Source organism: Dorea sp. D27 (assembly GCF_001185345.1).
In the GTDB taxonomy this organism is placed as follows: Bacteria; Bacillota; Clostridia; order Lachnospirales; family Lachnospiraceae; genus Extibacter.
The window spans coordinates 179556-203098 of sequence record NZ_KQ236745.1 but is presented as its reverse complement, the minus strand read 5'-3'; the positions used below and the strand labels follow the sequence as shown (position 1 = coordinate 203098).

The 23543-nt window shown below is 48.5% G+C and carries 17 protein-coding genes; all 17 read right to left on the bottom strand.

Going from position 1 to position 23543, the window contains the following annotated elements:
* Window positions 1–44 precede the first annotated feature (44 nt).
* Window positions 45–3965, bottom strand: a complete 3921-nt coding sequence (locus HMPREF0980_RS12220; RefSeq protein WP_084002759.1) for a PAS domain-containing hybrid sensor histidine kinase/response regulator — start codon at window positions 3963–3965, stop codon at window positions 45–47.
* A gap of 31 nt (window positions 3966–3996) precedes the next feature.
* Complete coding sequence (locus HMPREF0980_RS12215) at window positions 3997–5040, bottom strand: galactose ABC transporter substrate-binding protein (RefSeq protein WP_049729374.1); 1044 nt, start codon at window positions 5038–5040, stop codon at window positions 3997–3999.
* 22 nt (window positions 5041–5062) lie between these two features.
* Window positions 5063–6037 (bottom strand): sugar ABC transporter substrate-binding protein, encoded by a 975-nt coding sequence (locus HMPREF0980_RS12210; RefSeq protein ID WP_049729373.1) that lies wholly within the window; start codon window positions 6035–6037, stop codon window positions 5063–5065.
* Window positions 6027–7883: a cache domain-containing sensor histidine kinase gene (locus tag HMPREF0980_RS12205; protein WP_049729372.1), complete on the bottom strand. Its 1857-nt coding sequence runs from the start codon at window positions 7881–7883 to the stop codon at window positions 6027–6029. Before HMPREF0980_RS12205 ends, HMPREF0980_RS12210 begins: the two co-directional genes overlap by 11 nt.
* Window positions 7880–9484 carry a response regulator gene (locus tag HMPREF0980_RS12200; RefSeq protein ID WP_049729371.1) on the bottom strand — a complete coding sequence of 535 codons (1605 nt, stop codon included), beginning with the start codon at window positions 9482–9484 and terminating at the stop codon, window positions 7880–7882. Before HMPREF0980_RS12200 ends, HMPREF0980_RS12205 begins: the two co-directional genes overlap by 4 nt.
* A gap of 155 nt (window positions 9485–9639) precedes the next feature.
* Window positions 9640–11295, bottom strand: a complete 1656-nt coding sequence (locus tag HMPREF0980_RS12195; RefSeq protein WP_049729370.1) for a galactose/methyl galactoside ABC transporter permease MglC — start codon at window positions 11293–11295, stop codon at window positions 9640–9642.
* An 18-nt stretch (window positions 11296–11313) separates the two neighbouring features.
* Window positions 11314–12822 (bottom strand): sugar ABC transporter ATP-binding protein, encoded by a 1509-nt coding sequence (locus HMPREF0980_RS12190; RefSeq protein ID WP_049729369.1) that lies wholly within the window; start codon window positions 12820–12822, stop codon window positions 11314–11316.
* A 121-nt stretch (window positions 12823–12943) separates the two neighbouring features.
* Window positions 12944–14224, bottom strand: a complete 1281-nt coding sequence (locus HMPREF0980_RS12185; protein ID WP_049729368.1) for a substrate-binding domain-containing protein — start codon at window positions 14222–14224, stop codon at window positions 12944–12946.
* Window positions 14225–14357: 133 nt separating this feature from the next.
* Window positions 14358–15131: a triose-phosphate isomerase family protein gene (locus HMPREF0980_RS12180; protein WP_049729367.1), complete on the bottom strand. Its 774-nt coding sequence runs from the start codon at window positions 15129–15131 to the stop codon at window positions 14358–14360.
* Between the two features lie 112 nt (window positions 15132–15243).
* Window positions 15244–16029, bottom strand: a complete 786-nt coding sequence (locus HMPREF0980_RS12175; RefSeq protein WP_049729366.1) for a GntR family transcriptional regulator — start codon at window positions 16027–16029, stop codon at window positions 15244–15246.
* Window positions 16030–16061: 32 nt separating this feature from the next.
* A complete protein-coding gene (locus tag HMPREF0980_RS12170) occupies window positions 16062–17276 on the bottom strand; it encodes a Tm-1-like ATP-binding domain-containing protein (protein WP_049729365.1) in 1215 nt (404 codons plus the stop codon).
* Window positions 17277–17358: 82 nt separating this feature from the next.
* A complete protein-coding gene (locus tag HMPREF0980_RS12165) occupies window positions 17359–18576 on the bottom strand; it encodes a Tm-1-like ATP-binding domain-containing protein (RefSeq protein WP_049729364.1) in 1218 nt (405 codons plus the stop codon).
* Window positions 18577–18591: 15 nt separating this feature from the next.
* Window positions 18592–19425, bottom strand: a complete 834-nt coding sequence (locus HMPREF0980_RS12160; protein ID WP_049729363.1) for a phosphoenolpyruvate hydrolase family protein — start codon at window positions 19423–19425, stop codon at window positions 18592–18594.
* Between the two features lie 18 nt (window positions 19426–19443).
* Window positions 19444–20223, bottom strand: a complete 780-nt coding sequence (locus HMPREF0980_RS12155; protein ID WP_049729362.1) for a phosphoenolpyruvate hydrolase family protein — start codon at window positions 20221–20223, stop codon at window positions 19444–19446.
* Window positions 20224–20233: 10 nt separating this feature from the next.
* On the bottom strand, window positions 20234–21046 hold the full coding sequence (locus HMPREF0980_RS12150) for a phosphoenolpyruvate hydrolase family protein (protein ID WP_049729361.1): 813 nt from the start codon (window positions 21044–21046) through the stop codon (window positions 20234–20236).
* A 17-nt stretch (window positions 21047–21063) separates the two neighbouring features.
* Window positions 21064–22041 carry an ABC transporter permease gene (locus HMPREF0980_RS12145; protein ID WP_049729360.1) on the bottom strand — a complete coding sequence of 326 codons (978 nt, stop codon included), beginning with the start codon at window positions 22039–22041 and terminating at the stop codon, window positions 21064–21066.
* Window positions 22022–23539 carry a sugar ABC transporter ATP-binding protein gene (locus HMPREF0980_RS12140; protein WP_049729359.1) on the bottom strand — a complete coding sequence of 506 codons (1518 nt, stop codon included), beginning with the start codon at window positions 23537–23539 and terminating at the stop codon, window positions 22022–22024. The genes HMPREF0980_RS12145 and HMPREF0980_RS12140 overlap by 20 nt, the downstream gene beginning before the upstream one ends.
* Window positions 23540–23543 lie beyond the last annotated feature (4 nt).

Below are 23543 nucleotides of genomic sequence, written 5' to 3'. Positions count from 1 at the left end.
CAATCCGGAATGCAGATTTAAAATGTATCCCAGTCCATATAAGATTACCTGGCCCTGTCTACTACTTCTTTTATAGTCTTCCTCAGTATATCCACATCGACCGGTTTCGCCACATGGGCATTCATTCCGGCGTCTTTGGCTGCTCTCACATCTTCGGCAAATGCATTGGCGGTCATGGCGATAATCGGAATATCTGCGGCATCGTCGCGATTCATCCCGCGGATAGCGCGCGTGGCCTCATATCCATTCATCTCCGGCATCTGTATATCCATAAGAATCGCATCATAGGTGCCCGGCCTGGCGTCACGGAACGCTTCCACCACCTGCCTGCCGTCCTCTTTCACGTCCGTTTCCGCCCCGTACATGGCCAGCAGTTCACACAGTATCTCTGCATTGATCTCATTATCTTCGGCGACGAGAAACAGCATCCCTTCAAAGATGTGGTCATCTGTTTCACCCGCCCCGGATGCTTTTTTGTCCGCTCCTGTACCGTCACTTTCCGTATTCGAATATTTGCATTCCAGCTCCACCTGGAATCGGCTGCCCTTACCGGGAACGCTTTCCACAGAAATCTCTCCTCCCATGAGATCCACAAGCCCCTTCGTAATGCTCAGCCCCAGGCCGGTACCCTCGATGCGCTGTGTCCCGTTGCTCCGCGCGAACGGGTCAAATATATGCACAAGAAATTCCTCCGACATCCCGACTCCCGTATCGCTCACTATAAACCGGTATCGCGCGGCATCTGCACGCTTGACGGGCGGTATCTCTTCTGTCAGAAACTCCACACTTCCGCCTTCCCGGGTGTATTTCACCGCATTGCTCAAAATGTTGATGAGAATCTGATTGATGCGGAGTGCATCTCCGTAAAAGTATCTGTGCCGGATATCTCCAATCTTTATCTCGAACCGCAGGCCGGCTTCTCTCGCCTGCGGGGAGATGATTGCAGAGATTTCCTCCAGCACCTCCGGAAGATATAGCTCCGTACTGTTCATGGATATCTGGGCACTTTCAATCTTGCTCATGTCCAGGATATCATTGATCAGGCTCAAAAGATGTCTGGAAGAAATGGATATCTTGTCAAGACAGTCTGCCACACGCGCCTGCTCCCCGAGATGGGCTTTCGCCAGCGTCGTCATCCCGATGATAGCGTTCATCGGTGTCCGGATGTCGTGGCTCATGGCAGACAGGAAGTCGCTTTTAGCCCGGTTAGCCTCTTCCGCAAGTACGAGCGCATTCTCCAATGCCTTTTTATTTCTCCTCTCGGCAGCAAGCATATCTGTCACGTCTGCACGCACAAGACAGATTGTACGATGGTTGATATCTCCCCACATGACATTGATCTGCTTATACCGCTCCTCATCCCCGCGTGCATATGGAAATAAAAAGTCGTACCCATTTTGTTCTTCCTCGAGCTTTCTCCTGATCGTTTCCGTCTGAAAGCTGTGATATATTTCCTCTCTGACTTCATCCGTCCCGTAATCCTTTACAAAATCAAGGACCTCTGCGTCGTAGTCCTCGATAAAATAAGGCTGCAGGTTATTGAGTACCGTATCTCTCGTATACATCGTAAAGCTCCCGGAGCTGATGTCGATAAATCCGGCCAGTTCAAACGTATATGCAATGACACGGAGCAGCGCCTGCTGCTCGCGGACCGGCTCTGTAATATCTGTTCTGGAAAGGGATACTCTGCCAATCCGCAGATCCACGGCAGATACGGTCAGGTTCTTCGTGCGGATGTCTCCATTATTCTCCATCACGGAATATGCGAATGTATAAGAGCTTTTATCTTCAAGTTTTTTCCGCATATGCGCGATATCCAGGTTCTTCCTGAACCGCTCTCTGTCTTTGGGCACTACCCTCGAATCAAGCATCATATCCACCCATCTTGAATGGCTTCCTTTTTCAGGGGGGATGCCGACTCCGGTTACGCCATATGACAGAATGGTATAAGTATCCTCGTCCAAATCTACGTCCGCGATAAAATCATAGCCTGACGATGAGAGCTGGTACATGATACGGTCCGTGACCGTCTGGCGGGTGCTGTCCGTCACTGTCAGCACACCTGTGACATCCCCGCTGTCCGGCGTGGACACAAGGTTCATCTTGATCTGCACATACCTCCCCTTCTCTTCCCCAGGCAGTTTTAGGAAGCACCCCATCTTCTGTTCGGTCTCGCCTCGCTCGAACGCCTCCAGCGAAGGCTTGTTCAGATATCTGTCATAAAACTGCTGCCGCTCCTTCTCATCCGGGATAAACCGTCCGATACCCGTGAAGAACTCCTCCCTGACGGTACCGAACGTATGGAGCAGTTCTGAGCCTGTGTAATCGCTGATTTCCAGAATCCTGTTCCGCGTCACGTTACAGTGGCCGAGAACGAGCGTATCCGCTCCATGCGTATGATAGTGCTGCATGAGCATATCCTGATACTGCCGGCGCAGCTTTTCCTGTTCTTCACGCTCTTTTGTCATGTCCTGGTACATGGCATAGACACGCATTTCACCCCCTTCATTCTCTATGAGGGACAGGTTGTTCTTCACCCAGACATAACCGCCGCTGCCTTTCCTCAGGCGATATATGATCTCCCAGCTGCCGGCTTCGCTGGCAATATATTCATTCATCTGTTCCGCCACATATGCCCGGTCGTCAGGATGTACCCCCTCCATGGCATCTGCACGATACAGCTTCCACATCTCTTCTGGTGTCATGTCCGTCATGGCCGCAAAACCATCAGATAAGAATTCCGGCGTCATGCTGCCGTCTTTTTCATAGTGGACAACAGCGACGCCTCCGGGCAGATTGCGGAGGATTGTCTGAAAATACTGTTCCAGACGTTCCTTTTCCTTCCGCGTTGTGACTTCATCTGTAATATCACGGACGAATTTGACATAAGCCGGTATCCCGTTCCAGACCGTCTCACGAAAACGTGTGCTGAAGTACCGCCCCGTACCAGGGACTGCCATCTCATGTTCCCCTCCATCCGGCTCGTGGCTCTCGAGCGTACAGAACCCGCACACTTTCTCCCGGCGGTGAAGCGCTTTGTAGCATTTCTCTCCGATACAGTCCCGGCTGCCCGCAAAGAGGGCCTTCGATTCGTTGACATAGAGCAGCTCGTAATTCTCTTTTGCAATGACATAGATTCCATCTGCCGTCTCATTGGCCATTTCCTGAAAAATCCGTGTCTCTTCTGACATACCCGTAAATACGGCATAAAAACGCATACTATCCGCCTGCGGTCCCATCCGCCTGCCATTGAGATGTACCCATATGAGGTTCCCGTTCTTATGCCGCATTCGATAGGATACATCCAGGACATCGCCGCTTAAGAGGGCCCCCGCGGCAGCGTCCATCACCCGCTCCCTGTCCTGCTCATATATGATGTTCAGCGCGTCTCCACAGATGATCTCCTCATACTCCTTTCGAGTATGGCCCGACAGTTCCATCACGCCATCGGAATAGAAAGTTGGAATAAACCGGTTCCCCACTACCTGGTAGCTGGCAATTCCGCCAGGTATGGAGTTGATGATATGCCTCATCTCCAGCTGAGCTTCCTTAATCTCTGAAATGTTGTGGAATACACAGTGGAGCAGAGGGCAGCCATCCTCCTCCTCCATCCATTTGACCTGTGCCCGGACCCACACGATATGCCCGTCCCTGTGCTGCTTGCGGAATTCGATGCTGGCTATCCCACGGGAGTCTATAACTTCCCGTGCCTTTGACACTACCATCTCCGTGTCTTCCCGATAGGTCATCTCGGCGGCGTCACCTTTGACGAGCTCTTTGTATTCTTCCACGGAATAACCAGACAATTCCGGCACTCCATCAGAGAAATACACCGTCTCAAATCTGTCCGAAACTTTATAGATTGCCACGCCGCCGGGAATTGCGTTAATGATGTCCTGCATCTTCTCATTGGACGCCTTCAGCTCTTCTTCCAGCCGTCTGAAACGCTCTTCCTCTTTATGCATCTGTTCCGCCCTCCTCAAACTATCCGCGTATTTAACGTATATTGTTCTCCAGTACCTCTTCCACGTTGTCTATCGTCACTTTAAAATATGGCAGGTAACAATATCTTTCATTCGTGAGTCCGATCTCCTCGATATCCCCGCCGGTTACAAGCACCTCCGCCAGCTTTGCCATAGCTTCTGCCTGCCCTTCTTTATCATTATACACCGTTCCGGCCAGGCGCTGGCCCGCAACTGCTTCTAAGCCCACATCCGTCCCGTCGATTCCGAATACTACCGGCAGATTCGTCTCCGTATAGTTCAGCTTCTTGTAGGCATCAAGTGCTCCAAGCGCCATGTCGTCATTGTTGGCCAGGACAAGTTCAATATCATTCTTATACTGGCTGATCATCTGTTCCATCCTGTTCTGTGCCTGCGCCCGGTTCCAGTTTGCAATCTGATAGCCTTTTTTCTCAAGAACTATCCCGTTCTCCCTCAAGCTTTCGACCGCTGTCTCTGTCCGGATAATCGCATCCTGGTGGCCCGGTTCCCCTTCCAGCACCACGTATTGGATCCTGCCGTCCTTATTGCGGTCGACCCGGCTGTCTGCCTTTATCAAATCGGCAGCCAGTTCGCCCTGCATCTGGCCGGACTGCCTGGCATATGCGCCGACGTAGTAAAGCTTGTCCCACTGCATCATATCTTCTGCAACCGGCTCTCTGTTAAAGAATATGATCGGCACATCATATTCCCTTGCAAGGTCAATAATTTCTGACGGATCAGACCTGTCTACGAGATTGACGCAGAGAACATTGCAGCCTGCATCGATCAGTTCTTTTACCTGGTCATTCTGGGTCTTCTGCGAACCGCCCGCGTCCTGGATTATCACGGAAGTCTCCAGGCCGTCCCGCTCACACTTTTTAAGCTGCTCTTTAAAATCCGTGAGCAGCTCACCTAAAAACGTATCGCTCTGATCATAGTATGTGACCCCGATATGCACCTTTTCCGCCGTATTCTGTTCCGCCTTGCCGCAGGCACATAACAGCTGGATACTTATGCACAATACAAGCCCTGACGCCAACATTTTTTTCATCTTCATTCAAATACCTCTGGTTTTCTCCCTACTGGCTCATCGTAAAAAGAATTTCCTGATTTTCTTTTGAGAACAGTGTGTCGCCTCGGATGACCGTGTACGACACCGTGATATCCCTGGTCTTTCTGAGACGGTTTCCGAGACTTTCCGCAATCTCTGTCAGGCTCTGGTATCCTACGTTGAATTCATCCGGCACAACGAGGCATTCCACGTAGCCCGCATCCAGATAATACGCTGCTTCCGTAGAATTTCCGATACCATACACAATGGCGCCATGCAGATTATTCGCTGCAGAACATTCCCCGGATGTCGTCAGGCTGTTATCATCAAGTGCCACTACAAGATCCACCTCAGGCTGGTCCTCCAGCGAAGCGTCGCTGCTTTCATCAAAGATACGGGCAGCCGTCCATCGAATCTTCGCACCGGCATCTTTTATCCCGTCTTTGAATCCCTGCCTGCGCTTTTCCGAAGCCGCAGAGTCCCCTGACTCCATCAGAATCCCTATTGTCTTCCCGTCTAAATTGCCGTTATAATCTTTGAGCAGCTCCTCCGCCAGCGCTGTACCCATAGAGTAGTGATCCGGTTCCGTCGTCGGGAGCACGGAAGGATCCCTTTCCCCGGATGCAGTATCTTCTACCTGCATGACCGGGACCCTGTTTCTGGCCTTTTTTAACATCTCCCCTGTGTCCGCTCCCGGCACGGGCTGGACGATGACCGCGCCGGCTCCATTCTCTATCTCGCCGTCTATGAGGTCCTTCTGTTCTTCCGCTGTCAGCATCGTTTCGGTATTGACAACCAGCAGCTCAACCTTTTGGTCTGCCGCCGCCATTTTCAGCCCATATATAAAGGCGGCCCACTGGTTGTCACCTGAATTCTGGACGATGACAGAGACCTTATCCATATCTGCCTCTGATTTTTCCGATAGCAGAAAGATTGCCATTGCAAGTACAATCGCAGCCAGAACTGCTTCTATCAGAATAAATACTTTTTTGTCATTCTTCATCGCCATTCTCCCTGTCGCTCATTTCTTCCATGCTGAAGATATGACCCTGTTCCAGAACCTTTTTATTCTCCTCTGTGTACGGAACTGCCGGCAGGCGGATGGAAACCGTCGTGCCCTCATCGGGTTCACTCTCGATATCAAGGCCATACTCTTTTCCAAAGAGAATCTGGATACGGTTGTTGACGTTCACAAGTCCGACTCCGGAACCATGTTTGTGTACCCGCTCACTGTCTGTCAGGACCAGCTCTGCCTCCTCCCTTGGCATCCCCATTCCATTGTCTGTCACCGCAAGAATCAGATTGCCTCCCTCCAGCCTTCCGGTTACCGTGATTTCCCCGCTGTCGTCCATGCCGCTGACCCCATAGTTGATTGCATTTTCGAGTATTGGCTGTAAGATCAGCTTTACCGTACAATACGAATAGATGGACCGGTCTACTTGGAATGTTATGGAAAATGTATTCTTATAGCGGATCTTCTGGATATTCATATAGCTTTGTGCATGTTGCAGCTCATCCTTCACGGTGATTACCGTACTTCCCTTGGAAAGGCTGATGCGGAAGAGCTTCGCCAGCTGCGAAAGCATGAATACCGCCTCATTGTTCCGCTCCCCTTCAACCATCCATACGATAGACTCTAATGTGTTGTACAGAAAATGAGGATTTATCTGGCTCTGGAGCGCATCAAGCTCGCTTTTCCTCCGCTCATTCTGTTCCATAACAATTTTCTTCATAAGTGTATCAATCTGCTCATACGAACGCTGGATAGAATGGCCAAGATGCCGGATCTCCAAAGACCCGCCTATGTAGATTTCCGGCGTTTCCCCCGCTTCATATCCTTTGACTGAATCATCCAGTTTCAAAATAGGGCTGGAAATCCTGACGGAAACGACCCGGTTAATCACCACCAGCATCATAGCCATCAAGAGCACGAGGATGGCTATAAAATATCGGATACTGACCGTTCCGTGGGTAAACGTGGCATTGGGAATTACGCCCACCAGCTTCCATCCGGTATAGCTGATCGTATTGACCACGACCTTGCGGGACTCGCCTTCAAAACGTTCATCATAGACGCCATCTTTATAGCCCGCAGCTACTTTGCTGTTTTCATTATATATCCCGTCGCTGATCTGTATCTGACGCGGATGATAGATAATCTGCCCGCTGCTGTCGCACAGATAGTAATATTGTTCCGTATTCAGCGTATTGATCTGTTTCATCATACGTGAAATGCTGGAATAATCCATATCCACAAGCAGAACGCCCAGCTGCGACACTCCGTTGCCTGTCAGCTCCACGACACGGCTTAACGATATCACCCAGTAATAGCGGAACGTACCGTCATCAAACAGATTCTGGATATGAGGAATGGAAAAATGTACATTCTCCATCTCATCCATCGCCTGTTTATACCAGTCCTGCTTCGTCACGTCGGGATCTTCCTTCTGCGCCGCTACCGGTTCCGCCATCCGCAGGCTCCCATGCTTATTATAGATTGCTATGCTCCTTAAGTTGTCCCTGTTTGCCTCATATAGAAGATTCATCTTGGTCTGGATATCCTGATCCTGGCTTGCAAAGTCATTTTCTTTTATGACATTGTAATAGGCAGCATCGGATATCTGTCTCATGCTGACAAGATAATCCTCGAGATTCTCCCCTGTCTGTTCCATCAGCTTCTGTGTACTCTGTACCGTTTCCTGCCTGGATAAGTTGGAGAACCTGATGTACATGACGATTCCAAGAACCATCATCAGAGAGAGCGAAATCAGGGAAAATGCAATCATAATCGTAGACTGGATCTCTCTCGGCTTTACTTTATTCAAACGCCTGAAATATTTATCTTTCACTTCTTCGTATGCTCCACTCTGTATTTGGAAGGGGATACGCCAAACCGTCTCTTAAATACATAGCTAAAATAATTCGGATCCGTATAGCCCACATTCTTAGCGATAATGTAATTCTTTTCGTCTGTTTCTACCAGCTGCCGGGATGCCTGTTCCATCCGATATTCAGTCAGATAGCCGATGAACGAATTTCCTGTCTCCTTTTTGAATATAGTGGAAAAATAAGAATTTGATACAGACAGGATCTTACAGATGCTGTCCAGCGAGAGCTCTTCATCCGCATAGTTATTATGAACATGCTCCTTTGCCTTGCTTACGAAAGATTGAGTGGAACTGCTCCGGGCACTGATCAGCCTTTCCTGGAAAGACAGGCTGGTATCTGTGAGCCATTTCCCCATCACATCCGGCTCCAGATCAAGAAGATGGCTGTACAGCTTACTCATGTCTCCCAGACATTCATCCACGTCAATATTATTGTTCGTTGCAAATTTATAAAATCCGCTGACCAGTTCCATAATCGCGATATGGTACTGCTGCAGGGATTTTGCTGAAACAGACAGATATTCCTGATATTCCTTGACGGCTTCTGCCATCTCCTGCGCCGAACCAATCCGGATCGTATGGAACAGGTTCGACAGCTTTGCGTCGTTCATCGGGCTGGATCTGCTGATTTCACGTGGCGCAATCTCCTTTATGTTGATTGCCCTGGGAGCCCTGTAAATCACCCGGTAAGACGCGGCCTCTCTTGCACTGTTATAGGACAGCGGCAGATCCAGGACATTTTCGCAGACCCGGCCGATACCGACAGTTACGACAGCGCCTATGATGCGCTCGGCATACCGGCAGAACCTGTCACATTCATCCGTCAGTTCTGATACCTCTGTTTCATCCTTCATCTGAACGATTAAGACCGTATTCCCGAGATAAGAGAGGCATTTTGCCTGCCACTTCTCCCCCAGGTACTCCTTCGCCTGCTTCTGGACAGCGGTTGACAGGAGCAGGGTGTTCATATGTTCCGGCACATGGCTCGGTGATGTATAGATAACAAGGCAGACAAAAAATGGTCCTGATAAAGATATCTGGTAATCCGATATATATTTTGGAAGCTCGTCTTCTGAAATTCTTCCTTCAATCAGCGTTGAGTAGAAGTTCGCCTGCAGGAGAGGCAGGGAATCCAGATAATATTTCTGCAATGTTTCCACATTTCTTTTTTCACTGATTTCCTGGTTCAGCTTTGTTTTCATCTGTATGAATACGTTAGTCAGTTCGACAGAATTAACCGGCTTCAGCACATATTCTTCCACTTCCAGGTGTACCGCCTCTTTCGCATATTCAAATTCATCAAAGCCTGTAAAGAGCAGAATCTTTGTTGCCGGATAATCTGCCTTGATGTGTTTGCACAGCTCCAGGCCATCCATGTAGGGCATCTTGATATCTGTCATAACGACATCCGGCTGGAATTCTTCCACCATCTCAAGTGCCTTCACCCCATTATTGGCATATCCGATTACGGAAAATCCAAGCCATTCCCAATTTATCTTTTTTATGATTACCTGGATGACTTCTTCCTCGTCATCCACCAGAAGCACTGTATATGTGTTCATCTTTTTCTCCGTATGTGTGTATGTGTGACTGCATTTATTATACCAAACAGACCTATAACTGTAAATAGTGGCGGACCCTTAACCCGCCAAACGCAGTTTCCTATGTAACGAAAAGAGCCAGAACGATGTCTGGCTCTTGTGAAACTATTATCCGATTATTTTTTCTGTACATATTTCAGACAGTCAAGTGTTACTGCCACGAGGATGATGATACCGGAAAAAACAAACTGGAGGTTCGTATCGATACCAAGGATTGTAAGAGAATAGGTAAGTGCGGTAAAGATGCATACGCCGACTACTACACCTGAAATCTTACCGATACCTCCGGTAAAGGATACGCCGCCTACTACGCAGGCTGCGATGGCATCCATCTCCCAGCCCTGTCCATATGCCGCAGAACCAGAGCCTACCATTCTTGCACATTCCAGCCAGGAACCAAATCCATAGAGGATTCCTGCCAGCACAAACGCGCCTACCGTTACAGCAAATACAGAGATACCTGATACCGCTGCCGCCTCCGGATTGCCACCGACTGCATACAGGTTCTTGCCGAATGTTGTTTTATTCCAGATGAACCATATGATTGCGATAGCTGCTACTGCCCATAATATAATCGTCGGGAAGCTGTTCAGCTTCGGTATGATCATATTCGGGATCGTCGGCTCAATCGCACCAAAAGATACTCCTTTCGTTGCGTAAGTAACGAGTCCGAAGATTACAAGCATGTTTGCCATGGTCGAGATAAAAGGATGCATCTTGAATTTGGCTGTAAAGAAGCCTGCAATTGATGTAAAGAAGGTACACAACACGATACACACTACGAGTGCCAATACGACTCTCACGCCAAGCGACATCCCTGTAAAGTCAAATATATGGCCAAACACGGCACCTGTGTTGATTCCCTGATGCATAATAATCGTAGCCGTCGTCATACCCATGCCGACCATACGTCCGATAGACAGGTCAGTACCTGTCAGGAGAATCAGCCCTGCAACTCCAAGTGCAAGGAACATCCTCGGCGAAGCCTGCTGCAGTATATTTAATACGTTATTATATGTAAGCAGCGGAGAATGTTTGATAATCGGTGTAATGATACACAACATAATAAAAATCAGAATAATGGCTATATACAGACCGTTCTGCAGTAAAAATGACCTGCGGTTGAATGTATATTTATAATTTTCCCATTTCTGTGCCCTTGTCTCCATAAATGTGAACTTTGACATACGGAGCAGGTCAATCAGGTGATATTCATATGCAAAGGCAGCGTGCCTTCTGTCCTTTACCTCCTGAAGCCCTTTCTGCATCTGAATCTTGGCATCAAACAAGAGGTTCTTATACACGTATTTCTCATCTTTTATTTCCTGATGATCCGAAAGTTTTGCCAGATTCTTCTGATGCTCTTTTTCCAGTTCTGCAATTTTCTGCCGGTATCTTTCCTTTACGAGCTCTTTTTCCTGCTCGCAGCTTTCTTTGACCGGCTGATAATACTCTTTGTCATAGTGTGCTTTGAGATAACCTTCTGCATCTGCAATCAGCTTTGCTATCTCATCTTTATTTCTTACTTCAACTGCTTTCGCCTTTTCCAGTTCGCTCCGGAGCTTTGCAATCCGGTCTTCCTTCTCGCCTTTTGTCAAGGTGCGGTCTCTCTTCAAGCCATCAATACTGTTTTGAAGGGAGATAACCTTATCTGTACCTTCCACCCTGAGGCTGTCAATCTGCGTCTGAATCTTACCGACATAATCATCGATTGGCTGACGCAGCTCTAATTCCTGTTCAGCCGTAAGAACTTTACTATTTCCTTTAGCCATATCTATCCGTCTCCCTCCTTATAGGTATTTTGCACTGAGTCTCAAAAGCTCTTCCTGGTCTGTGTCTTTGGTATCGACGATCCCGGAGAGCCGGCCATTTGACATTACGCCAATGCGGTTTGTAATCCCAAGAATTTCCGGCATCTCAGACGACACGACAATCACGGTCTTACCCTGTTTTGCCATCTTGATAATCAGCTCATAGATTTCATATTTTGCTCCGACATCAATTCCCCGGGTAGGTTCATCCATCATAAATACCTGTGGTCCCCGCTCCAGCCATTTTCCGAATATGACTTTCTGCTGATTTCCTCCGGAAAGGCTTGAAATCATATCACTTGGTCCCATACACTTCGTATGCATCGTCTTAATCTCATCGGAAGTTGCCTTTATCATCTTTGAGTCTGAAAGCGCCAGCCCGGACTTATACTGATCCAGATTCGCTATCGTAGTATTGAATGTAAGGTCAGCCTTGATGAAAAGCCCGTTCGCTTTCCGTTCCTCGGTAATCATAGCGAACCCATGATCCATGGCTTCCCTGGCACTGTTAAAGTTCATCAGACGGCCTCTGAGATAAACGCGTCCCGCCGCTCTCGTGCGGACGCCGAAGATTGTCTCCAGAAGTTCCGTACGGCCTGCTCCGACGAGCCCGTACAGTCCAAATATCTCTCCTTCTCTTACATCAAACGAGATGTCGGTCAGATGAGGCTCAAACTTTGTAGATAGATGCTGAATAGATAAAATCGGCTCCTTTGGCGTATTGTCAACCGGAGGGAACCTGTTTTCAAGAGAACGCCCTACCATCGCCGCAATCAGCTCATTCATATCTGTATCTTTGGCACTCTTTGTCATAACGAGGTCTCCGTCTCGAAGTACGGATACGTCATCGCAGATTCGGAAGATTTCATCCATCTTGTGTGAAATATAAATCAGGGCAATTCCCTGTTCCTTTAACATCCTCATCATCTCGAAGAGTTTTTCGACTTCTTGTACGGTCAGCGATGAAGTCGGCTCATCCAGAACTATGACCTTTGAATTATATGAGATTGCCTTGGCAATCTCGCACATCTGTCTCTGTGACACAGACATGTTGCGCATCGGCTGACTGAGGTTGACAGTCATGCCTAATTTCCGAAAAAGGTCGGACGCCTCCTTCTTCATTCTTCCCTCATCTATTACACCAGCCGAATTGACCGGATATCTCCCAAGAAACAGATTATCAACTACATTCCTTTCCAGACACTGGTTCAATTCCTGATGAACCATCGCGATGCCGTTTTCAAGAGCATCTTTGGGCCCGGAAAAGCTTACTTCCTTTCCACAAAGGAAGATATCTCCCTCGTCTTTCTGATAAGTACCAAAAAGACATTTCATCATCGTTGACTTACCGGCGCCGTTTTCACCCATAAGTCCCATGACACTTCCCCGCCTCACATCTAAGCTGATATGATCCAGGACTCTGTTGCGGCCAAAGGACTTGCTCATACCGCGTATCGATAAGACTATGTCATCTTTCTTATCTGCCATCATTTTACTCCTGTCCTGTATTCGTATATTGATATTATCGTGTTGCCCTGCAGTTTCAAGATAAACTTTCGGGGAGAATTCCTTCTCCCCAATCGTCTGTTTTTTATTTTACTGTCTGTTTCTACTGAAGTAATGATGTGTAGGAAGCAGCATTGTCTGTCTTAACCATGTTGATTGCGAATGCATCATACTGGTTTGGATTTCCAAGGCGGTTTGTAATGTTGGACTCTGTCTGTCCGTCACCGCCGATGTACTCGACGTCGAGATTCATAAGCTTGTCATATCCCTGCAGAAGCGGCTGATATGTAGAGCTTAAGAAGTTATCAGATGCATTGTAGATGTTAAGCCATACTTTCTTAGTAGCGCTCTTGCCTTCGTCCAGCTGATTTGATACTGGCTCATAAAGCTTGGTAGAATCTGTGAAATCCTGATAGTTGTCAGCTGTAACTGCAACGTTAAGTGCATAGTAGGAACGTTCTTCTTCATTATATGTATATACATCATCTGTCAGGACGTTGCCCGCGTCATCGGCCGTTCCGATACCTGTGTCAATGTCTACTCCGTCAAGAGCGTTGCGAAGAACACGAAGGGTCAGATATGCCTGTACGTCTGCGTGCTGGCTGATCGTTCCGCCGTAGCCTTCTGCGATTGCGGCTACTGCATCACTGTTAGCATCATAACCAAATGTCGGAACCTTGTTATCCTTGGACCATGCGTTGAACATGGACATGCCCATACCGTCATTGTTAGAAGCAACGATATCTATTGCATCGCCGAAAGAAGAGCTCCATGTACCAATTGCGTTTCCTGCTGTCGCTGCATCCCATGTAGCGCCTGCAGAATTCTTCATCTCCTGAGAAGCATACTCTCTGACTTTGTATGACTTTCCGCCGATTTCAAGCGTTCCGTCCTGTACGATAGAGGAAGAACCATCTGCATTTGTGCCGACCGGCTCGCTGTTGATCTCTCCGTCTTTCTCCACACCTGTTCCAAGCGCTTTACGGACACCTCTTGTACGTGCGATGGAGTCATTATGTCCGATATCCCCGATAGCCAGGACATAACCAATCGTTCCGTCACCGTTACGGTCAATCTTGTCAATGTTCTTCTCGATGTAGTCTTTTATCATCGTGCCCTGAAGTTCGGCACCCTGGTTTGCATCAAATCCAACATAATATGTATCTTTGTTGAAATTCAAAGCCGTCATATCCAGCTCTCCGGTAGAACTGTTGGATGGCTGGCGGTTAAACCATACGAGCGGTTTATCTTTATTAGCCACCTCTCCGCCTGAACTTTCTTTTGATGATGAATCTTTCTTGTCCGATCCTCCCGATCCACCACATGCTGTCAGCGAAACTGCAAGCAGTGCTGCCATTGCTACCATAGCTGCTTTTCTTTTCATAATACAATTCTCCTTTCTTCCCGCACTTTTATCAGTGCTCTTTGTTGATATTTACAGCTTATCCTATATGGCACCAGTAGAACATAGAATATTTTTCCATCATCATTGAAATTTTTTAGGTACTTTCAGCATGTCAGTCCACCCGGTCGACGGCATGTATGATAGCTGCCAGCTTTTGTGCACAGAGGCTTGCCGTCCCGACAGCAACCCCGTCCACATGAGGAAGCGCTGCGTATGCGGCTGCATTCTCCGGGCAGACGCTTCCGGCGTATACCGCCCGCACTGCGGCCTGTCCCGCACTGCGGTCTGGGCCGTACAGTCCGGCAAGTGTTTCTTTCACAAAGCACATAACCTCTTCCACCTCGTCGGTGCGCGGGGTCCTTCCTGTCCCCAGTGCCCACACCGGTTCATAGAGCACGACCATGTCACAGGGCCTGACATCCTTAAGCCCATGTTCTATCTGGTACCGTAGATATGCTTTTGTCCGGCCTGCGCTGTATGCCCTGCCCGTCTCGCCGATGCAGAATATCGGAACAATGCCGGCATCCGTACAAGCCCTGACCTTCCTGTATACCATTTCATCCGTGTCGCCAAAATACATCCTCCGCTCCGAATGCCCGGCAAAAGCGTAACTGCACACTTCCGAAAGCATCGCGGCCGAGATGGCACCGCAGTAACTGCCCGACGGTTCGTAGAATACATCCTGAGCCCCAAGGTATATGCCGCTTCTTTGCGCACACACCTTCTTTACTTCATTTAACGCCAGAAAGGACGGCGTCAGCACGATATCCGTACTGTTCACGGTGTCCAGTCCGTATTTGCTTTGAAGCAGTTCTTCCGCACACTCGACCGACTGCCTGATATCCTTGTTCATCTTCCAGTTGCCTATAACAATTTTTCTGTTCATCGTATCTTCCTCCCATTCAGGACCCTTCCGCGTGCTTCCAGATAAGAAAAGGCAGCGGAGGGGCTGTCTGCCCCTTCCTCTGCCTCACACGCCGGCGGTTCATTATCGCCTTTTATTTTCCATGCTTTCTCAGTTCCAACTTATATGTATATGCATCCCCCCGGAAGAGCCGTTCCGTATATTCCACCGGCCTTTCCCCTGCGTAAGAGATTCTCACGACCTTGAGCGCGGCAGATTCCGGCCGGACACCGAGCGCCTCCGCTTCCTTCTTGCTCACCGTGTGGGCGGAAAACAGTTCCTGGCTTCTGTCCGGCTCGCATCCATATCTGGCCTGGAACACCGCATACAGCGCGGCGCCCCTCTGGAAATCCTGCTCAGCCAGCCCCGGGAACTGCCGCTTTGGCACGTATGATGTCTCCAGCGCTATAATCTCGTCACTGGCCAGCCGGAGCCTTCTGATATAGTATACTTGATCTGCACCTTCCAGAACGAGCTTAGCCTTCAGCGTTTCCGAAACGACCGTATCGGCCACTTCAAGTTCCCGGAACTCCAGCAGCCTCGTAGACGGCACCAGGCCATTTTTGCGAATTTCCTCGCTGATGCTGTAAAAGCCGTTCAGCAGGTGCTCGATTGCGTGGTAGGTCACGAAGCTGCCTTTGCCCGGCTTTCTCGTAATATACCCTTCCCACATCAGCTCGTCCAGCGCCCGCTTCGCCGTTATCCTGCTCACATCATAGTGCTCACATATTTCAGCCTCCGACATGATACGGTCGTCTGCCTTGAGCTGCCTGGAAATAATCTGTTCCTTCAAATCGTCTTTTATCTTAAAATACAGAGACTGACTTCTCTTTTTATTTGCCATACCGTTCTCCCCGACCTGTTCATCTTCTGTATCCATCTTACAACAATTTTCCAGTAATTTCCATATGTTTACGATATCATTACTTTCTGTACAAGTCCGGCGACCGCGTCTGCGAATGCCTCGTCATTGATATGGCAGTCATATTTATATATCGGTATATCATTTCTTAAGTTTTCTTCCAGCGCCTCAAGCAGCGCCATATCCGCCTCCCTGTCATAGAATGGGGTCCCTTCGCAGTCATTGGCGGACAGTCCTCTGAGGGGAAACGCCACGACGGCCTTGCCTTTGGACTGGTTCAGCTTCCCAGCCATGAGCTTTCCCATGTGGCGGTTCTCGCTTACTGAGGTCCTAACGACTTTCAGGCTGGTCACATGCATGATGAACCGCCGGTCCAGATATTTCTCCGGCACAGATTCCGGCGGCGCAAAGTCGATGATATCCATTGCGCCCGGCACGACGACCTGGGGAATACCCATATCGGCTCCGCCGGTGAGCCTCTCCGGCCCGGCATATCCGATGCCTCCAAGTTCACCGGGGGTGAGCTCCGCAGTCGTTATATCCGCGGTCCCGTCTATCCAGCCCTGCCGTATCATCTTCTCCATACACGTTCCGCCGAGACCGTTACTGTGGAATACGAGCGTCTCAAATCCGGCCTGCTCCAGCCGCCGCTGTACCGCCGACACGCACGGTGTAGTGATTCCGAGCATGCTCATGGCAATTCTCGGCCTCGTCTTCTCAAGTGGCGCCTGCTCCATCTTCACCATGCCTGCTATCGTAACCGCAGCCTTATTCATGACCATCTTCAGTATGTCGTTCAGGCCGGAGATGTCGACGAGGGAATTGATGACAAAGGTGTCGTTGATTCCCTCGAACATATGCTGCGCATAACCATTGGTAGCCTGTGTAGACACCATGACTTTCGGAAAGCCGACCGGCAGGTTCCTCATCACTTCACCCCCGACAATCGTTCCGCGGCCTCCTCCCATCGTTATCACCCCATCAATTTTCCCCTCCTCATGCAGGCGGCGGACGGTGAGGGCCGCCCCCTTCAGCATGGTATCGTTGGATTTCTGCCTGGAATGCTCCCGGCGCATCTGCTCCAGATTCTCCCCTGCTTCCCGGGCGACCGCCGCCGCGCTTATGTCAGGGGAAAAGCCGGGACTGCCGAGGATGCCGGTGTCTACTACAAGCGTCTTTATGCCTTCCCGCTCGATTCTCGTCTTTAAGTATAGAAACTCGTCACTCTTCGTGTCGAGTGCACCGATAACTGCAACTGTCTTCATGTATTACGCTTCCTTTCCCTTGTTATATTCTAATGTGCAGAGTTCCCACCTTTGCTACAGAGTCGATTCCCTCTAAAACGTCTCATAGCATTTCCTCCATCATAAAACGTGCAGCATAGTCAGCAAATTCCGGGGCATTGATGTGGTAGTCCAGCTCGATTACCTCAATCTGCGGCTTCAGATTCTTCCTCATTGTTTTAAATAATTCCCGATCTGCTTCCGGGGAATAGAACTCTTTTCCTTCACAATCATTTGCAGACACCCCTCTGAGAGGAATGATAACAACGGTCTTTCCGGTTGAGTAGTTCAATCTTCTTGCAATGTCCTCTCCTAATATTTTATTTTCTTCTATGTTTGTCCTGACTACTTTTAAATCGGTATTGTGCATCAGATATTTTCGCCCTTCATATGCGGGCGGCATCGTTTCAGGGGGCATGAAATTCAATACGTCCACAGCACCCGGAACTATAATCTGAGGAATCCCTTTTTTCCCTGCGGTGCAGAGGCGGTCCCCGCCTGCACCTCCCGGAATTCCGAAAACATCGGAGGTTATCTCACCCAGCGTGACATCTATTACTCCATCGACAAGGCCGGTACGTATCGCCTTTTCCATTATTCTGCCTCCCATTCCTGTCGTATGAAATACAAGCGCTTCGTACCCGTTCCTTTCCAGCTTCTCCTGTATCCCGCTGACACACGGCGTAGTGATTCCGAACATGGACATCGCGATGCGCTTTCCTGCTCCCGCCGGCAAGGATAAAATCTCAGCATTTCTGGCCAGTCCGACAACAGCAGCCGCAGTTTCTCTGATGGAGCTCCTTAGGAGGTAGTTGAGGCCCTGGATGTCCACCAGCGAATTCATCACCATCGTATCATTTATGTCTTCAAAATGAGACTGCGCATGTGCGACAGTCGCAACTGTTGACAAGATTACTTTCGGAAATCCAATCGGCAGGGCCGACATGGCAGACGCAGCTATGTGCGTGCCCTGCCCTCCCCCCATAGAAACGGCCCCCTGGATCCTGCCCTCCCTATGCAGCTTTTCCACCATGGCCTTAATGCCGCGAATCATTGCATCATTTGCAGCTTTTCGGTTCCGTTGTTCCCTGAGTCTTCTAAGCCCTGTACCAGATAAATCCGCAATCTCTACAGCCGTTATGTCCGGACGGAACTGCGGTTCCCCCAGCACCCCCACATCTATCATAAGGGGATGCGCCCCATACTCTTCGATTCTGTCCCTCAGGTAACTAAACTCCCTGCCTTTTGTGTCAAATGCCCCGATAACTGCTATCGTTTTCATTCGTATCCCTCTCTGCTATTTCCCAAGTGTCAGTGATCTGAATTCCTGTACGACTTCGTATATCGCCTCTTCCGTAGGTATCCGCTCCACCGTGGATGCTCCGACAAACGCGTCTGCTTTCGTGAGCCTGAATCCTTTCTGCACCGATTCCGGGTCTGCAAAAGGTCCGCCATGGCACGCCACAATCACGTCCGGGTTCTCCTTGACAGCCACATCATACAGACGGTTAATCTTCTCCGCCGCCTTCTCTACCGTAAGAACATTGAATTTAAAGGCCTTGTCCCTTGTAACCCCTACATGGGGGCATATGATATCAGTTCCCGCCTGAACCATGCTTTTCACCTGTTCTTCGTCAAATGCATAGGCTATGGTAAAGATATTTTTATCGTGGCATTTCCGGATGAGCTTTACCTCGCCATTAAAGCCGATGCCTTCCCGTTCCATACTCTTGCGCAGTGCTCCTGAGTGTCCACCCAGCGTCGGCACATTTGTAATTCCTGAATATCCTATTCCTGTCAGTTCATCTATCAGGCGGTCAATATCTCTGTATGGGTCGCCTGCTCCAATCCCTGCAACCATAGGCGTGTCGCTTACGCGGTCGATTATCTTATTCCCCATTTCGAGAGAAACCCCGTTACAGTCAACATACTGCATATAGCCAAGCTGTCCTGCATTGCCGTTCATCCTGACAGGCCCTGTACAGTATGACATTATTATATCTATTCCTGCTTTATCCGCCGCTTTGGCAATCAGTCCGACACCTCCGGCCCCGATTATAATTGGCTTTTTTTCAGCCCTTTTTTTATTCAGTCTGTCTAATACTTCCTGCCTTGTAAATTTACAGCCCATCCATGCTCTCCTCACTTTCTACAGAAAATTAATGATTTCTTTCAGTGTATTTGACATATCTCTTTGTACTGCCAGACTCCCAACCGCCTCTTCACTGACTATCCCGGCAGCCTTCGTCTCAGTTAGCAGCCGCTGTAGGTCATCTGTTTCGGTCAGATATCCGACATCTGCAAGTACAATAATACTTTCGCTGAGCTCATACACGCTGTCGGCGAGCAGCTTTTGATACCTGATATATTCTCCACGGTCCTTTACCGTCTCCTGGCATTGTATTACGATGACATCTGCCCCCGCATCGTACATAGCAGTAATATCGTCCGGTGTTTTCACAACTGCCATTGTAAACATATCTTCCTGCTTTGCTTTCGTTATAAATTCTATTTCTTTTCGGAAGCAGCTTTGTTTCAGCCGGGCTTCGTACGCGCTGCTGCCAGGACTGTTGATCACGCCACTGTATCCAAGATTTTTAACATGGCGGATCATCCTGCCGGCATCTATGTAAGGATTATAAGCCCCGATGCCGGTTATTACAGGTGTCCTTTCTATAACCGGAAGAAGATGCTTGGCCAATTCACGGGCAACCTCATTTACATCATGGTAAGGAAGTATGCACTCTTCCTCTGCAAGGCCGTTGATCAACGCTTGAGACTTTGCCCCTGCCAGAATAATGTCAACCCCTTCTTTCTCTTCTGCCCTGGCATACAATCCAGTTCCGGCGCCGCATGCTATGACCGGTTCGTGCTTTTCAATCCTTTGATATAAGCGCCCTATAATTTCTTTCCTAGAATATCTCTTCATATCCTTCCTCCTACATGCAAGTGTTCAGCCTTCTATATCTGGCTACCGTCTCCGAGACCGACCTGTCTATTGTTACACATTCTACAGATTCGTCGCTGATATATCCATCTGCCTTGATATCCTCAAGGTATTTGTGTATATCTGAAACCTCATGAATCGTAGCGCCGCTGCACAGTATGATTCTGTCTTTATCTTCTCTCCTGGCAGTCTCAACTAATTCTATCGCTGCTTCTACCGCTTTATCCTCCGATGGTGCATCATCCCATCCGTGGGACTCATTCTCTGTCCTTGGTATATAAAGGCTCAATATATCCACACCTGCATCCAGCATCTGTTTTACTTGGTCCGGTTCAAAGCAGTACCCTAAAGTTACGGCTCCTCTTCTGCTCCATCTCCTGAGATATTCTACTTCCAGGGAATAGCCGACTCCTGCCATCTGAATGCCATTTCCATAGGAGCCCACCCATCCTCCGGCGGTAGGATAGTTCGTAACACCGGTTACTCCTTTTTCCAGAAGCTTTTCGGTAAAACGGTCTACATTCGTATAAGGTTCCGCAGGTCCGACGCCTGCAAAGACCGGCGTGCCGTTTGCGGCCGCCACATATCTGTCGGCCTGCTCCATAATAATTTCATTACAATTCCCCCCGTAGCCTGCACGCGCAATTACCGGCATCCTGCCGTCTGCCCCGAACATCTCCTCTTTGTGGGTGACAATGAAGTCTGCCCCTGTATCATGTGCTATTTTTGCGGTGAGCGGTATCCCCGCCCCAACACCTAATATGAACTGATTCCGCATTCTTTTCGTTTTTAATAGTTCTAACATTCTATTTCCTCCTCCGGTTAATTGCTGCGCCTTTGTTTTAAAGTATCTATCATAACTGCCAGCATAATAATCAGGCCTTTGCAAATCTGCTGCCAATATGCGTTAATCTCCAGCAGGTTCATCCCGTTTGTCAAGGTACCAATTACCAGCGCCCCGATTATGACACCGGAAACCGTCCCTCTTCCCCCAGTAAATGCAGTCCCTCCGAGCACCGCCGCGGCAACTGCGTCCCCTTCATAACCTGAGCCTGCCGAAGGCTGTCCCGAAGTCACCCGCGAGGCCACGAAAGAGCCCGCGAGGCATGCAAGCGCGCCAGATATGGCAAACGTCACAATCACTATTCTCTTAACATTGATTCCTGAATATATTGCCGCTTCCCGGTTGCCCCCGGCGGCATACATATGCTTGCCAAAAGAAGTACGGTATAGCAAAAGACCTAGCAGAACTGCTATCGCCAGTATGATTATCGTCGGCAGTGGAACTCCCATATACCGGTTGCTAGTCAGATTAAACAGCCATTCGTCCGCAGAAGAAATCCTCTCACCCGCGCTGATTATGTATGCGGAGCCTCTAATAACTCCTTGCATTGCCAGTGTCACGATAAAAGAAGGCATGCCGGAAAATGCTATGACCGTCCCCGTCAGAACCCCGGCCAGCGCGCCAATCAGGAGGGTCAGTAATAAAGATACTCCAAATGGCATCCCCCGGTTCAGGAATACACAGAGCACGATTCCGCTCAGGGCTACGAAAGAGCTGATAGATAAGTCGATCTCTCCCGTGATGAGCACGCACATCATGCACATGGCCAGTACACAATTCGTTGTAAAATAATTAAAGAGATTAGCCATATTGTTAGAAGTAAAAAAGTATTGATTGGCAAATGACAGGAAGATAAACATGGCTGCCAGAGCTATCATGATTCCACCGTTTGTCTTAACAAAATCTTTCAGCATTTCTACGATTTTATGTTCATTTCTAACTTTTGTACTTTTCATCAACTTTACCTCCAATTGCATAATTCATGATTTCTTCCTGTACAAACTCAGTCTCTTTTCCGTCAAGGATGCCTGTGATTCTTCCTTCATGCATTACGACAATTCGGCTGCTCATATTAATTATTTCCGGGAGTTCCGAAGAAATCATCATTATGGAGTATCCTTCATTGGCGAGATTGTTGATCAGATGATAGATTTCCGCTTTTGCACCGACATCAACACCTCTGGTAGGTTCATCCATAATCAGCACCTTAGGCCCGTAGGCAAGCCACTTCGAGATGACGACCTTCTGTTGGTTGCCACCGGATAACTGTGCGCAGTGCTGCCCTATGCCAGCCATTTTAATCGTCAGCTTTTCTGAATACTCTTTTATAATTTCATTTCTCCTTTTGTCATTCACAAATATTCCTCTTATAAATTTTTTTAAAACGAGCAGCGTCAAGTTATATGAGATGGACTTCTCCAGAAAAAGTCCAGACTGTTTTCTATCTTCTGGTATCAGCCCGATTCCGCACTTCATCGCATCATACGGCTTGCTGCATTTGATTCTTTCGCCATTCAGATATATTTCACCGCTTTCAATCTTGTCAAGTCCGAATATAGCTCTCGCCAGCTCCGTACGCCCTGCGCCGACCAGACCGGCAAATCCCAGAATTTCACCTTTCTTTAATGTAAAGCTTACATTGTTCAGATATCTGTTATTCAGCCCCTTCACTTCAAGTATATCCTCTGTTCCCTTTGGATGGTTGTTCCCGAAAAAGTCTGTAATACTTCTACCGACCATTGCCGCTATAACTTCACTTTTATCTGTTTCTTCTGTCCTTTTATTTGCTACGACGATGCCATCTCTCATGACAGTAATCGAGTCACATACTTTGAATATTTCTTCCATCCTGTGAGAGATGTATATAATCGAGATTCCCTTGTCTTTTAATTTCTTCAGATAGTTGAATAAGCTCTCTGCTTCTTTTTGAGATATAGCCGCAGTCGGTTCATCCAATATAATAATTTTGGCGTCAAACACAAGCGCCTTGGCAATCTCTACCAGCTGCTGCTGTGCCACGCTTAATTTATAAACTTTGGTCGTAGCGGGTACGTTCAGTTCCAGTGTTTCGATTGCCTTTTTTGCTTTGTCCTTCATTGCTCTTTTATCTTCAAGCAGCCCTCGTTTCAATTCTGATCCCAGAAAAATGTTGTCCGCAATGCTGAGCTGTGGAACGAGTGATATCTCCTGGTGGACAAGGCATATCCTCAGTTCCCTTGCCGCAAGAGGGGTCTTGATCTCAACCTCTCTTCCATTTACCGCTATCGTACCGCTGTCTTTCGAGTAGATTCCGCCCAGTATTTTCATTAGTGTAGATTTACCCGCGCCATTTTCTCCCATCAGTGCCTGGATTTCTCCTTCTTTTAAAAACAGGCTTACATCCTTTAATACATTGACGCCATAAAAGGATTTTTCTATATGTTCCATCTTTAGAATTATTTTCTCTTCATTCATACGT

Bases quoted from the DNA above. Each gene is read 5' to 3' on its own strand.
- HMPREF0980_RS12220 (WP_084002759.1), bottom strand. From the start codon at position 3,965: ATGCATAAAGAGGAAGAGCGTTTCAGACGGCTGGAAGAAGAGCTGAAG.
- HMPREF0980_RS12215 (WP_049729374.1), bottom strand. From the start codon at position 5,040: ATGAAGATGAAAAAAATGTTGGCGTCAGGGCTTGTATTGTGCATAAGT.
- HMPREF0980_RS12210 (WP_049729373.1), bottom strand. From the start codon at position 6,037: ATGAAGAATGACAAAAAAGTATTTATTCTGATAGAAGCAGTTCTGGCT.
- HMPREF0980_RS12200 (WP_049729371.1), bottom strand. From the start codon at position 9,484: ATGAACACATATACAGTGCTTCTGGTGGATGACGAGGAAGAAGTCATC.
- HMPREF0980_RS12195 (WP_049729370.1), bottom strand. From the start codon at position 11,295: ATGGCTAAAGGAAATAGTAAAGTTCTTACGGCTGAACAGGAATTAGAG.
- HMPREF0980_RS12190 (WP_049729369.1), bottom strand. From the start codon at position 12,822: ATGGCAGATAAGAAAGATGACATAGTCTTATCGATACGCGGTATGAGC.
- HMPREF0980_RS12185 (WP_049729368.1), bottom strand. From the start codon at position 14,224: ATGAAAAGAAAAGCAGCTATGGTAGCAATGGCAGCACTGCTTGCAGTT.
- HMPREF0980_RS12180 (WP_049729367.1), bottom strand. From the start codon at position 15,131: ATGAACAGAAAAATTGTTATAGGCAACTGGAAGATGAACAAGGATATC.
- HMPREF0980_RS12175 (WP_049729366.1), bottom strand. From the start codon at position 16,029: ATGGATACAGAAGATGAACAGGTCGGGGAGAACGGTATGGCAAATAAA.
- HMPREF0980_RS12170 (WP_049729365.1), bottom strand. From the start codon at position 17,276: ATGAAGACAGTTGCAGTTATCGGTGCACTCGACACGAAGAGTGACGAG.
- HMPREF0980_RS12165 (WP_049729364.1), bottom strand. From the start codon at position 18,576: ATGAAAACGATAGCAGTTATCGGGGCATTTGACACAAAAGGCAGGGAG.
- HMPREF0980_RS12160 (WP_049729363.1), bottom strand. From the start codon at position 19,425: ATGGGCTGTAAATTTACAAGGCAGGAAGTATTAGACAGACTGAATAAA.
- HMPREF0980_RS12155 (WP_049729362.1), bottom strand. From the start codon at position 20,223: ATGAAGAGATATTCTAGGAAAGAAATTATAGGGCGCTTATATCAAAGG.
- HMPREF0980_RS12150 (WP_049729361.1), bottom strand. From the start codon at position 21,046: ATGTTAGAACTATTAAAAACGAAAAGAATGCGGAATCAGTTCATATTA.
- HMPREF0980_RS12145 (WP_049729360.1), bottom strand. From the start codon at position 22,041: ATGAAAAGTACAAAAGTTAGAAATGAACATAAAATCGTAGAAATGCTG.
- HMPREF0980_RS12140 (WP_049729359.1), bottom strand. From the start codon at position 23,539: ATGAATGAAGAGAAAATAATTCTAAAGATGGAACATATAGAAAAATCC.